The sequence below is a fragment of the Aeromonas sobria genome (assembly GCF_006243315.1).
GTDB classification, from domain to species: Bacteria; Pseudomonadota; Gammaproteobacteria; order Enterobacterales; family Aeromonadaceae; genus Aeromonas; species Aeromonas sobria_A.
In genome coordinates this window covers 1-12,562 of the sequence record NZ_NKWE01000022.1, presented here as the reverse complement: position 1 = coordinate 12,562, position 12,562 = coordinate 1, and the positions used below count along the sequence as shown (strand labels likewise).

Below are 12,562 nucleotides of genomic sequence, written 5' to 3'. Positions count from 1 at the left end.
CCCCTGATATTAACCGTCAACAGGTCTTAGAATATGCCCGCGACCGATTTTGAAAGTTGGTCTTCCAGTGCCGTTTTGGCGTCTTTAAATTCCAGATTCATCTGGTTGGCATTGCTCACTACGCGGGTTTGATATTTATGGCGATCACCCTGGGCGGTACTGGTTTGCACTTTACCGCCAGACGTTCCCTGTTTGAGCATGGCAATGTTATCGGTGGTCACGGTGACCCCCTTGGGGGCTTTTTCCGCAATTTGCAGGTCGGTGACCATGGTGTAATTGGTATCTTCCACCATGGCATCGGCGGCAACCCCGACGAGCGCCCCGACCAGGCCCGCGCCCAAAGCAGCCCCGCCAGAGGAGCTATTATAGCCGACCACCCCCGCAGCAGCAGCCGCGCCAAAGGCCCCGGCACCATATCCGGATATGAGGGTGTTTTCGGCATCCCGCAAATTCATTTTACCCACCGAGAGGACGTTGGCCTGGATCCAGTATTGCGCCGTGTCCGGGTTGGTGGAGATGGTCATGCCCTTGTTCTGCAAGGCCTGGCGCAACTTGGGCTCAAGGCTCAGATCTTGCTCGGTACTGGTGTTGCGGATCTGCAGGTATACGGTGCGCTCTGCGGCGGGCTCCAGGAAGATGGTTTCGCTCATCTTGGTTTGCACATCGAGATTGCGTTTGGCTACTGCGGTATGTACGGCTGAGCATCCAGCCAGACCGAGCATGGAGACCGTCACCACGGCCAGAACTGTTTTTTTCATCATTGTTGTACTCTCTTTTTGTTGTTAAATATCTAACCCTTTCAATTGTTCAGGATCTAAGTTATCACCGTCTCGCCATGCTTTGATCACTGAGCTAAAAACAGCGAGATCATAACGGCCCAAATCGAGCAAAACGATGAACCAAAGGATCAGTGTTGATGCAAATTGAGCCACATATGAAAAGATTGCATCAATTTCAAGATGTTTAACTAACAATCCAGCAGCCAGATTAAGAGAAACCCATAATCCAGCGTAAAACAAAGCCTTGTGTTTGATCAGTCTAACGATGAGGCTGCGATTTCGTATCTCAGCGGGCAAGGATAGGTATTTACTTCGCATGCTTGTAATGACAATAAAAAGCAAAAAACCCAAGAATAATGAAAAGCCAATCGATAGCAATGAACCCATTCGATTTGTTAGTTTAAATGTTGACATGTCATAAGCTATACAGAACTGCCATAACGGCATGCCGACCAGAACAGCAATGCCTGGAGCCGCACATGAGAGGAATGATGGGATAGCTACCTCCTTATTTTTTAAGGTGGCGACGATAAAGGCAATGTCATCATTGATGGCTTTTTTAGTTATCATCATTTGTCTTTCTCCTTATCAAACAGCTCGTTGGCTTGTTTAACTGCTTCGGCTGCTCTGGGATCTTCTTTATCTTGGTTTACAACAGCTGCAGCATGCTTACTTTCAAAATTATCGGTAGCTTGTTGTTGTTCGGTTTGAATATGTTGGCGATCCCTTAATATATCATCTTGGGTATGGCTAATCGAATCATTATTTCGTGCAATAACCTGACCGTTATCACCTATTTGACTATCAACCCGTTGCTGTGTGTCATCGGCTATTCCGGCCATATTGGCCAGTTTATTAAATTTATCCGTGTGACTGGCCATCGTATTGTTGCCTGACGGTCCTTGTGGCTGAACGGTTTCCATGCCGTCAGTGAGCGATGAGCGGTGTTGTTGATAGTCTCCTTCTACCCGCGAGCGCAGCGTGTCTTCCATAAACTGGCCTGCCAGCTGCTCGCGCTCAGTGCGGACTTCCGAGCTGGCGGTATTGGTGAGCAGTTCGTCCGCCTTGGCCGGGGCGTGTTGCTGCACGTAGCCGACAAACTCCTGGGCGTAGTTGCTCTGCATGTTGGCACTGGTGGTGTCGCTACTTGACGCCATCTGGCTGTATTCGTGGCTGCGATTCAGGCTCGAGGTGTATTGGCTGTACTGACTGTCGGCCACGCTCAGGGTCGCGCCCAGCTGGTCAAGCTGAGTATTGGCGGTGTTGTCGGTATGGCTGCCTGAGTGCGACACGCGGTAGCTTTGCACCATGTCCTTGCCCTGGCGGAAGTCTTTGAGCTCTTGGCTGGACTGGTCGGCAGAGTGATCCCGGGTTTGTTGTCCGCCCTGGGTAGTACTGTCCGTTGAGCCCTTGGCCCAAGTCTGACTGCCACCGCCATGAATTTCACCGCCAACTGAGCCCCCGAAGGTCAAGCTGGCAAGTTTGCCGAGGACGGCTTTATCCGAATCAATGCGACCATAAGCCTTAGCCCCAACATGAGCTTCACCTCGGCTCGACTTATCCATCAACTCGTTAAATGCCTGGTTTTCACTGATGTTGTTGCGGGCGGCATAGGATTGGGCCGCCGAGACCATCATGCTGGCCCCTTTTGTTTGTGAGGTGGACTGACTGCTGTCGGCGCCGGTGGTCATGCTGCTGCTGTTGCCTGACTGCGTCGAGAACTGCTTGGCCTGGTTAAAGGCACTGTTGACCGCATGGTTGTACCCGGCGAGTGAACTTTCGGCCTGGGTTTCACTCTCTCTGGCGAGGCGCTGCGCCGTACTGCTCATCGCCTTGCCAAAGTTGATATCAACCGGCAGTTTCGACATGGCCGGGGATGAGTTATAGACACTGCCACCGCCCGCTGTTTGCGTCACCAGTGAGCCGTTATTGGTCTGGGCGGTCATCTGGCCATTGGCAAAGGAGGAGTTGGTGTCCCACTTGCCGCCAGTCACGTTGTCGGTCTGCATGTTGTTAAACGACCAGTTACCATCGACCGCTTGCGACGCCGATTGTGTCGATGCGCTTTGCATGGCATTGCCCAGATAGCTACCTGCTTGCGAGACTGCACTGCCCATGCCCTTCACAATGCCGTAGGCCAGGAACGGAATGGACAATGCCAGCCAGCCTGCGGTGGTGCCAATATCGGAATATTGCTGTTGCACCTGGGAAAGATTGGAGAGCGTGACGTTGATGCCGCCCGAGGATGATTTCAGGTAGAAGTTCATGGCGTTGTTCAAAATGGCGAACAATATTGGCCAGGTCTGCAGGTACGCGAGGGTGAAGACATACCCCTTGAGCACTTCCAGGGTGAGCACACTCATGATGGCCAGCAACATGACGATGGGGAACAACCCAATCATCATGCCAAACAGCACGGTTTGCATGATGGGCAAGGTGTGGGTCGCCATGTTGGCCCCGGTGGCTTGCGACATGCGCAGCTTGGCAAAACTGGACTCGGTAGAGAGGTTGACCAGGCTGGCGGTATCGCCGTTACGCGCACCGTAACTGGTAATACCCTTGCGCAGCGCACTCATCGTCACGTTCTTTTTCATGATCTCGCTGGCGCTTTGACCGCCACCATAAAAGAAGCTGTAACTGTCGCCCATCATGGTGCCAAAGAGGGTGGTGGCATTGGGTTTGCCGCCAAAGAGCTTGTGCACATAGTAAGACCAAGTCTCTCCACCGGGGGCGCTGTCGAGGTTCATTGCATTTTGTAACTGACCCGCTGCCCACTGGCAGGTCTGGAAATTGCCGTTTTGGTCATAGACCCCGCGCAGGGGGCTCGGGCGTGAGAAAATGAGGCTGTATGGGTCTGGACTTCGCATCAGATCGTCCAGGCTGTACTTGTGATTGAGCATGATGTCGCCGACCACGCAATTTTGCACATAATCGGAGAACAGACCGGCAATGGCCGGATTGGTCGACATAAAATCGGTGCTGCTGCCGACCAGATTGGCCCCAAACAGCATGCCGGTTTTGCTGTAGGTCATGGCGTCAGGTTGGTGAAAGACCGTCTCGTAAGCGACGGTGATGGCGTGACCCACCGAACTTATCAGGCTGGCGGGCAACACCAGCCCCACCGGCACGTTATCGACCTGATAGACGGCGGTGGCGTCGGATATGTCAATGACCTGCACAGACCGTTTGCTCCCGAGCAATACGCCGGTGACCAGCACGAAGGCGGCGACCCACTTGAGCGTGGTCATCAGATCGTGGGTGCGCACATAGGTGATGGCGGCGATGATCACCGACAAGATGGTGGCCATCTTGATGAGGTAAACCCAGTCTCCGCTGGACTGGGTAAACGCCGCCACGGCATTGAGCGAGTCTCGAAACCATGCCCCGCCGCTGATGGTGTAGATAGTGTCCATTATGATCCTGCGCCCCCGAATCGGTAGTTGGATTGATAGCGTTCCAGCAAGCGGCTGGAGAGCTGCTGGCGCATGTAGCTCATCTGTCTGTCCACGACCATCAGCGCACTTTGATTGATCTGGACACGCGATTGCAGCACGGCGATGTTCTGGCTGGACTGATTAAGACTTTGATGGAGTTGTTCGATGGCAGGCTCAGGGTAGTTGCTGCTGCCCAGCATGATCCTGGCTTGCTGGATCAACTCCTGCAGGTACTGCATGAGAATGTCGTAACTGATGTAATCGGAGAGCTGGTAGAGCAGGCTGTTGGCCACCCCGAGTGATTGCGGATCGATGAGGTATTTCAGCACTGGCACGGAGGTCGAGCTGATAAAGCCCTTCTCCTTTTCGGTCAGGGGCGAGTCGGAGATCGCCTTGTTCTGGATGCTGGTCAACATGGCTTTCACCTGGCCGCTCAGGGCGTTGGCCTCACTGATAGAGACCGGTCGAATGGACGGGTTAAGGCACAGCGAAGTGGTATCGCAGGCGTAGATCTTGGCGCTGCCACCATTCATCATCGCCTTGATGATGTCCTCATTGGTGGTGAGCGCGACAAGCGGTTTGATCTCGCCTTTGTCATCGAAGATCAAGGTGCCGGTCAAACTCATGGCAAACTCTTTGAGCTCGCGGTTACTGCTGAACAGGCCATTTTTCCCCAGGGACTCCCACATCAGGTTTTTGTTTTTCAGCACCTGATCCTTGTTTTTGGCGTCTGCCTTGTCGGTCACGCTGCCATATTGGCCACCGAGGGTGCAGCCCTGGCGGGAGGCGGCCCAGTCGCTGAACAGGTTTTGTTCCCCAGAGATGTCCTGGCAGATCTTCTGCTGGCTGACTGCAGTTTTTGGCCATAGCCCGCCAACGATGCCTTGTGCCGCCTGGCAACTGCTCATGTTCATGGAGTTCACATCCGAGGCGAGCTTTTGCAGAAAGTCTTTGGCCTGCTTCATTTCCGGCACCGTGGTCTGCAGGGCCAGATCGAAAAAGTACCCGGCAGCATTGCCCATGATCTGTTTGACGAAACGTTGGAGCTGGTCGCCGGTGATATGGGAAAACGAGCCCAGGTAGGCATCGATGCCGCCGCACCCGGCATTGAGGCTGGGCACCTGCATCGAGAACAGCTGCACCTGCTTGACGGCAGTACGCATATAAATAGAGCCGCCGCTGGCATAGCCTGCGGCTTGGCCTTGCCAGGCATGGGGCATGGTGGTGTTGGTTTCAAAGCCCAGCTTGCCGAAAAAATCGTTCAGGTCGCTGTTCACATCCGCATTGACGGCGGTGCTCAGCAGCATCAGGGCGGCATAACCGAATTGTTTAACGGGTCGCATGGCGGCCTCCTACGCTCAGGGCTACCTGAAACACCTCATCGAGGCGCGTCATAAACACATCAGCGGCGACCGCGCCCTGAAACATCGGGAAGGTCATCATGGTGTTGACGTTGACCAGGAACACCGTGGGGGTAGCGATGGGCAGGCCGTTGTTAAAAAACTCGACCATCACATCTGGCCCAGCCGGTAGCGCAGCAGGAAAGGCGGCGTCGCCCCGACCGTCCAGCGAGTAGGGGAACACGGCGATCCCGGTTTGCTCGCTTATCTGTTTAAGCACCGGGTCAAACTGGTGGCAGTAGGAGCAGGTGGACTGCATGAACAGCACCAGCTTCCAGTCTTCAACCCGGACGGCGCGGCCATCGCTTAACCGAAACGGGGGATGGTCGGCAGCCCGCGTCTGGGCCGAGGAGTCCTGTCTGGCCGCTTTGGCAGCATCGAGGCGGGCGATATCATCCCAGGTTGAGGCGGTGGCGCTCAAGCACAGCAGCCATGAGGTGAGTACAACCGTGCGAAGTGTGTTCACAGGCTTTCCCCCTGCGCGAGGCGCTCGCGGAAGTGAGTGCCAAAGGTCTGGCAAAAGTCGACCTCATACCAGGCAAGGCAGACATCGGGGGGCATGTGAGAAACGGCAGACATGAATCCCGCGACCCCTCCATCGGTGACGCGGGGGTGGCCTGTGTCGGTGTGGGTATACCACTGGGGATAGGTCTGCCGGTCGAGGATGGCCTGGTGCTGATGCGCGTCATCGGGACAGCAGATCCCCATAAAGGCGACATAGCGCCAGTGTGCCTGCTCCAGCAGCGTGAGTTGTTCGATATCCAGCAGTTGCAACTGCTCCAGTGCTTCCAGGTAGTTCATTAAAATTCTCCTTTAAAGCCGGTGGCGACATTTAAAAACTGGCGCGATAGATCGTCCGGGGTAATAAACCCGTAGGCGAGTGGTCGATAGGTATGCTGTTTGGGATCAACCAGAAAGATCGCAGGGAAAAACTTGATGCCCATGCGTTGGCGTTGTCCTGAATCTAAACGGGACGTTGGCAGCGCCGGATTTAATACGCCATCCACAGAAACCGGAATAATGCTGATGTTGTTGTCTTTGGCAAAATTGGCAATGATGCTGCCCGCGAGATTGTCCAGTGGCATTTGACCTCGATAGAAAAAGAAAATGCCATATTGCGAGGCCAGCTTGGCAATGGCGGTCTGTTCTTTTTGCTTGTCCATTGCCAGCTGCTCTTTCACTGTGCCGTTGTAGTGACTGTATTTGAGGTTGTAATCGAGCTCTGGGTATTTGAGCATGGCCGACTTGGCGCTCTGGGAAAATTGCCCCGCCCGCTCAGTCCAGAAATTTTGCCAGCGCATAAAGCGAGCGAAATTATCTGGCGAGCTATTCAAGATGGCATTATCCAGCGCTTCCTGAGTTGCTTGCTGATAGGCTTTTTTTAATTCGCTGGCCGATTTTTGTTTCGGGGCCGGTGCCTGCTGTTCGGTATTGTCCTGGGGCTCGTTATACCACTGCCAGCCCTGCGGCTCATTGCGCTCGGGGGCTGAGATTGCGGCAGAGACCGGCATGGCCAACATGAGCATGGCGGGCAACATCCACCCCCACTGCCGCGCTACGCTTGCCTGCTGGCTCGCTCGGTGTGGCGAACGGATACCACACCTCAGAGCCCAGCCTGATATCTGCTGCATGTTGCTGGCCCTGAGGCTCATTTTGCGCCTCCGGTCTGGTTGTTCACTTGGTCTTTGATCTGCTGCTGGACGCGCTGGAGTAGCGCATTGTCCTCGGGGACAGTGGAGCCGTTTTGCAGGTCTTCGTAGAAGTTACTGAAGTCGAGGTTGTCGAAGTTGATCGCCTGGAGTTGCTCGACGGTGATCCCGCGACAATCAGGTGAGGATGCGCCACCAAAGCCGACCCCGAGCTGCCACTGTCGCCCTTGTTGCTGGACGATCTGCGCCAGTTTGGAATCAAAGACACAGTAGCTGCGCTTTTTCTCGACGCAGACGCCAAGCACTTTCTTGCTGCAGAACTCGCCGATATCGATGGTGAGCTTGCGCTGGCGCGCATCGCCAAGGGCTTTTTCCTCGCTGCTGCAGCTGGCTAATCCTATATCTTGACCCCAGCCTGAATCCTTACAGCAGTTACTGAAGCCAGCTGCAAACTTTTTACAAAATTGGGCCTTTCCTGTGAATGCACGAACGTCTGCGCCATTGAGTTCTGCAACGTCCTTGCCCGCTGCAGCAACGGCTGCCAATTCAGAGACGGCCTTTTGAAAGGCGTTGTTTTTGCCTGCCTCCGCCTGTGCGCAGCTGCCGTCCTTACAGAAGAACGTCCCGCCGCACATAACACCGGATCCGGTAGTTTTGTGCTCGCAGGAATAGGTCAGGTTTTCATGCAGACAGAAGCCATCGAGCTCATAAGCGCACTGTCGATTGGCAACGGTACAAGCAGGGTCATTGATATATTGACTGCATGAGCCTTCGCTTTGAGATTGAGTCAAATAAGAGTCTTTATAAGCCCAGCAATCGCTGTACATCGTGTAAGGCTTACCTTCTACATAAATAGTCCTGTTACCGCCTGGCTCGGTACATTGGGAGCCGGTTAATGCGCCCTCGGCTTTATCAAATGGGCAACTTTCTCTCCAGACTATTTTAGGACTAAATGTTTGGTCGTTTACGGTGATTGCGGCCTCAACTGTATAGGTATAGTAATCACCCTCGGTAAAATATCGATATAAGTATGAGGCCGCACTACCGGTTGAATGGTTTGATCTCATTGTTCCTGTATACGTAGCACCGGCAACCACATTCATTCCCGTCGCACCGGGTAACGGGTACGCTCCTGTTGACTTAAATTCTGGATAAAACGAATTAAGAAATGAAATTGAGGTTGGGTAATGTGTCCAATTCCTATTTCTGTTGAAGTGAAGTTTTGCGTAACGCATTGTTCCTGACACTGGTGCAGTGAAACTGAATGTTACGTCTGAGCCTGATATTGCGTATCTGATTGCACTGTGTGGGATGGTGACGGGATAGTCATAGGTAGAGCCTACCCAGTCACCTTCTATGGTTGCGGTGCGTGCGCAATATTGGTCTACCCGCGTATCCCGCGAGCAAACATGGTTGGTGTATTCAGTACTTGTCACCTCTTGTTCAACGCAGCCATCAAAACTGCCGTCTGTCACGCTTTCGGCTTTGTCCTGGGCATCGGTTCCCACCGATATGAAAGGTGCATCCATGCTGGGTTTGTTGTCGGATGGCGTATTCAGAATGGACTCGGTAATGGCTTTACCTGCGTCTGATTGGTTCAGGGCGGCATTACCTTGTGAAGTCAGATCGGTCGAGGTGTTGGTGACGCCCCCGTAATAACCTGACTCAGACGGTGCGTTGGTGTAGCTGGGTAGCGAACCGGCTGGGTCAAAGCCGCTGATAGCCGTCTGCTCCTGGCCCTTGATGCTGTTGGCAAACTCGCTGCCTTGGTTGTATTGCTCATTGGCCCCGACCGAGGCGGCCAGCGACAGGGCGGCCAGCCACAGCGTCAAGAGCAGACGACATTGAGTCATGCTACCTCCTGCCCCTTGATCAATGTGCTTTCGCGATGCTGTGCCAACGCCTTGGTGGCCGCCAGTCGGCAGAGATCCAGGAGTTCACGTTGCTGCTGCGCGGTATGGACTCTGGCCCAAGCGCGGTCGCGATATACCCAGGTGAAACGACCGGTGTTGCACGTCACACCCACCAAGAAGGCAACAAGTACCGCGCTCAGTAGCAAGTTTTTCAGCAGGGCATGTGCTTCTTCTTGCGGATCCGCCACGTATGACGACTCGGGATAAGGACGCAGCACCTTGATAGGCTCGGACACTGCGTCGATGTCAGATACAGCTGTGGGCTCCTCGGCCCTCTCGATGATATCAAGCGGCATAGCCCGCCCAGTGGGGAGGGTTTGCTCATCAAAAGGGGCGCTGTGCTCAACGCGCGCTTCAATCAGGGGAGACAGGGGGGTGAGCGTATCGGGGGCCACGCTCAGCAGACACAAGATCCAGGCCGCCAGGGCCGCGAGTGCATGCACCACAAAGGTGGTGGTGAAACGAAAAACGCCGAGGACGACGTTTGTCATCTGGTCGAACGCGTTTTCAGTCTTGCGGTACTCCTCGCGGATAGCCTGGTTAAAACAGAGGTGGGCGGGTTGCGTTGTCATGGGTGTTGCTCCTTGCAGTTAGGGATGGGCGGCCAGGATGGCCTTGGCGGTGTCGGCGCACTCGCCGGACTCTGCCACTTTGGTCAGGGCCTGTTGCAGGGCAAGGTTGCCCGCAATGCGGTCATAGGTCTCACCACAGGTCACCACCAGGGCGGGGACGGCATTGATGCCGTAGCGACGAAACGCCTGGGGATCGATTTGCACCCCGCCGCGCTGGTCTTCATTGACCAGCTGCAAGACCGCGTTAGCTGTCTGGCGCATGTCGTTATTGACCATGCCGCGCAACGTGGCGGGGATCCCGAACCGGTCGGCGTCCAGAATGAGGCGCTTAAGCCCGGTTTGTGGGATGGAAAACGAGACAAAGTAGAGCGCTTGGGGTACCGGTTTGGCCCCCGCGGCAGCCTGTTGTTGGCGGGCCAGGGATTGCGCCCACTGGCTATCGGTATTGTTCATCTGTCCACTGCTCTGCTGGCCCAGTTCGCTGGCCGCTTGCAGGTGCGCGTTACCCGGTGGATTGGCAATGAGCCCGTCAATAAATTGCTGTGCATGGGCCAGGTCAGTTTGTGCCGGGTCTGCTGCGTATGCCGGACAGATCAGCATGCCGAGCAGGGTGAAGATCAAGGGACGTGTCATCGGTCATCCTTACAAAAATACGCAGTTGCGTTTGCGCCACATCAGATAGCCGAAGTTCTTTCGGTCATTGGGCATGTTGTGGCCGGTGCCCCACAGGGTGGTGGTTTTGCCAAAGGGGTGGCAGGCCGTCACGTCCGGGTGGACGTTGACCATCTGATAACGCCAGCGCTCTTTGGGCACGATGGCCGAGGGATATTCAAAACAGACGGCGCGATCCTTGCCGACAGAGTTCATGATCATGCCCTGGCGGTGGAGCTTGGCTGCCATCCGCTCGGAGAGCAGGATGGAGGACTGCATAGGGCTGAATTCGTTGCTGACGTAGCCGGTGAAGGGATACATGGAGCCGTGCGCGCCGGCACACCAAAAGAGCGCGTCGATGGGCTTGCCAAAGGCACTGGCCATGGCATCGGCAGCGCAGGCCCCCTGGGCAATCACGTTGTTAAACAGCATGGCCTCGGGGCTCAAAATGAGCGCGATAGATGAGTCATTCCAGGTGGGATCAAGCTCGGAGAGGTAACCGATATCCATGTCGCCGCCCTGCAGGCAGCCCATGGAGGTGATGATGTTGAGCCAGTAGGTCAGCGGGTATTTGTACCAGTGAACGTGATAAAACGCGCCCGCGACATCCTTGTCACTCTGTCCAGCTGTCCCGGTGCCTACTTTGCCAATCCCCAGACTGATCCCGCCCATATTGACCAGGCAATAGGGGGCACGGGTCACATCGGTGAGCGCCATCGGCTCCCAATACCCGATAGCGAGGCCTACGCGATACAAGATCCCCATTGGGCAGATCTGGATAGGCATGGACGGATTGCTGGTATCCGGCGCGGGGCCAGACATGAGGGCGACGCTACCAATCGAGATGGGGAACAGGCATTCCCAACAGACGTCGGTAATAGGGTTCACAAAGTTGCCCTGGCACTCGGCATCGGCTGCACCCGCAGAGGGCGAGAGCAAGGCGGCGCACAGCATGATGGCAAGCAGGGGGTGTTTCATGGCCGTGGCTCCAGGGTGAAGGTGTCGACCTGCAGACGCAGTCCGCCAGGGGCCGCGCTCACTTTGGCGGGCACTGCCGTCAGGGCAAACTTGCGGCTCAATACGCCCTCCTGGTCGAAGTAGATGCGGGTGTCGAGCGTGTTGGTGGCCTTGCGAATATCCCCATTAACGAGAATGACTTTGTAGATAGGTGTTGCAGGACGTTGGTTGCGCATCCAGGCGACTTGTCGGTCGTCATCGGCATCAATGAAAAAGAGTGTTTGGATGAATGGCACGGAATCAAGCGGGTTAACCTTGTCGCCCTTGCGTGCAAAAACGCGACCCTCGTGATCTGCGAGATCCTGTCCAACCACGAAGGTGGGATCAATGAAATGGGTACTGTTCTGGGTAGCAAGCTTTAACCCCCTGACAGGAGCTGGTCGCAGGCTGTTTTTGATCACCCGCTCCTTGAATGCCTCCTGTTGCTCGGCAAGTTCGCCACTCTCCTGCATGGCCTGCAGGCGGTCATGGATAGTGGTCAGCATATCCGGCTCGGTGATGGGGTAGAGATCGCCCCAGGTGCCCAGATTGGCAGCATGGGCCTGACCACCGAGGGCCAGAGCGATGTACAGGCAGGCGACCCTCATTGCGCCCCCTCATGCCAGGTGGTGGCTGGCTGGGCAAGCTGCGCTCGCATCCGGGTGGCGATGTCGTGCTGGATTGTGCGGGTAATGTCATCGGCCCCCCGTACCACCGAGGGGGAAACCAGGATGAGCGCGCGGTGCTCCTGCTGCCAGGCGGAGAGGCTGGCATCTAGCGCCTGGGTAAAGCGGGCAACCAGTTGCTTGCTTTGCACTTCGGTCAGGGACTGGCTGGCCGATTGCTCCATGAACTGATCGATGGTGCCCTTCATATCAAAGGCCACCGGGGTTGGCGTACGGTGCAGGGCCAGCCAGCCGGTTGTGGCCAGGTTGAGGGCGGTCAGCACCGCCAGTGCCAGCATCCATCCCAGGGCAGTGCGCCGGGGGGCTCTGGTTGCGGGGGAGTTGTCCGTGGGCGGCGGGGGGATTAATGGTGCCATGATGCAAGGGCCTCCATTTCGTCGGCAAAGCGCAGCAGTGCCAGCTCATAGACCGCGTCGTGAATGTCGACGCCTTCGGCTCGGCGCTGTTGCAGAAACTCGAAGTCCTTGCCGTTGGAGCTGAAC

Annotated in this window: 13 protein-coding genes; all 13 read right to left on the bottom strand. The window is 55.7% G+C overall.

Going from position 1 to position 12,562, the window contains the following annotated elements; genetic code table 11:
• Positions 1–26: 26 nt before the first annotated feature.
• The 13 genes from traT to trbI are packed head-to-tail and all read right to left on the bottom strand — an operon-like array spanning position 27 to position 12,436.
• Positions 27–761 carry a complement resistance protein TraT gene (gene traT, locus CF137_RS06980; RefSeq protein WP_139718498.1) on the bottom strand — a complete coding sequence of 245 codons (735 nt, stop codon included), beginning with the start codon at positions 759–761 and terminating at the stop codon, positions 27–29.
• A gap of 21 nt (positions 762–782) precedes the next feature.
• Positions 783–1,352 (bottom strand): conjugal transfer entry exclusion protein TraS, encoded by a 570-nt coding sequence (locus CF137_RS06975; RefSeq protein WP_127008488.1) that lies wholly within the window; start codon positions 1,350–1,352, stop codon positions 783–785.
• The gene (traG, locus tag CF137_RS06970) at positions 1,349–4,192 is read right to left on the bottom strand and encodes a conjugal transfer mating-pair stabilization protein TraG (protein ID WP_127008490.1); all 2,844 of its coding nucleotides are present in this window, start codon (positions 4,190–4,192) and stop codon (positions 1,349–1,351) included. Before traG ends, CF137_RS06975 begins: the two co-directional genes overlap by 4 nt.
• Positions 4,192–5,556, bottom strand: a complete 1,365-nt coding sequence (gene traH / locus CF137_RS06965) for a conjugal transfer pilus assembly protein TraH (RefSeq protein WP_042468500.1) — start codon at positions 5,554–5,556, stop codon at positions 4,192–4,194. Before traH ends, traG begins: the two co-directional genes overlap by 1 nt.
• The gene (trbB, locus tag CF137_RS06960; RefSeq protein ID WP_042468498.1) at positions 5,543–6,079 is read right to left on the bottom strand and encodes a type-F conjugative transfer system pilin assembly thiol-disulfide isomerase TrbB; all 537 of its coding nucleotides are present in this window, start codon (positions 6,077–6,079) and stop codon (positions 5,543–5,545) included. Before trbB ends, traH begins: the two co-directional genes overlap by 14 nt.
• The gene (locus tag CF137_RS06955) at positions 6,076–6,414 is read right to left on the bottom strand and encodes a hypothetical protein (protein WP_101318677.1); all 339 of its coding nucleotides are present in this window, start codon (positions 6,412–6,414) and stop codon (positions 6,076–6,078) included. The genes trbB and CF137_RS06955 overlap by 4 nt, the downstream gene beginning before the upstream one ends.
• The gene (gene traF / locus CF137_RS06950) at positions 6,414–7,265 is read right to left on the bottom strand and encodes a type-F conjugative transfer system pilin assembly protein TraF (protein ID WP_240038523.1); all 852 of its coding nucleotides are present in this window, start codon (positions 7,263–7,265) and stop codon (positions 6,414–6,416) included. Before traF ends, CF137_RS06955 begins: the two co-directional genes overlap by 1 nt.
• Positions 7,262–9,115, bottom strand: a complete 1,854-nt coding sequence (gene traN / locus CF137_RS06945) for a type-F conjugative transfer system mating-pair stabilization protein TraN (RefSeq protein ID WP_139718497.1) — start codon at positions 9,113–9,115, stop codon at positions 7,262–7,264. The genes traF and traN overlap by 4 nt, the downstream gene beginning before the upstream one ends.
• Positions 9,112–9,747, bottom strand: coding sequence for a hypothetical protein (locus CF137_RS06940; RefSeq protein WP_139718496.1), 636 nt, complete (start codon positions 9,745–9,747; stop codon positions 9,112–9,114). The genes traN and CF137_RS06940 overlap by 4 nt, the downstream gene beginning before the upstream one ends.
• A gap of 18 nt (positions 9,748–9,765) precedes the next feature.
• Positions 9,766–10,380 carry a type-F conjugative transfer system pilin assembly protein TrbC gene (gene trbC / locus CF137_RS06935; protein WP_139718495.1) on the bottom strand — a complete coding sequence of 205 codons (615 nt, stop codon included), beginning with the start codon at positions 10,378–10,380 and terminating at the stop codon, positions 9,766–9,768.
• A 9-nt stretch (positions 10,381–10,389) separates the two neighbouring features.
• Positions 10,390–11,376 (bottom strand): conjugal transfer pilus assembly protein TraU, encoded by a 987-nt coding sequence (gene traU, locus CF137_RS06930; protein WP_139718494.1) that lies wholly within the window; start codon positions 11,374–11,376, stop codon positions 10,390–10,392.
• On the bottom strand, positions 11,373–12,002 hold the full coding sequence (gene traW / locus CF137_RS06925; RefSeq protein WP_139718493.1) for a type-F conjugative transfer system protein TraW: 630 nt from the start codon (positions 12,000–12,002) through the stop codon (positions 11,373–11,375). The genes traU and traW overlap by 4 nt, the downstream gene beginning before the upstream one ends.
• Positions 11,999–12,436, bottom strand: a complete 438-nt coding sequence (gene trbI / locus CF137_RS06920) for a type-F conjugative transfer system protein TrbI (protein ID WP_240038522.1) — start codon at positions 12,434–12,436, stop codon at positions 11,999–12,001. The genes traW and trbI overlap by 4 nt, the downstream gene beginning before the upstream one ends.
• Positions 12,437–12,562 lie beyond the last annotated feature (126 nt).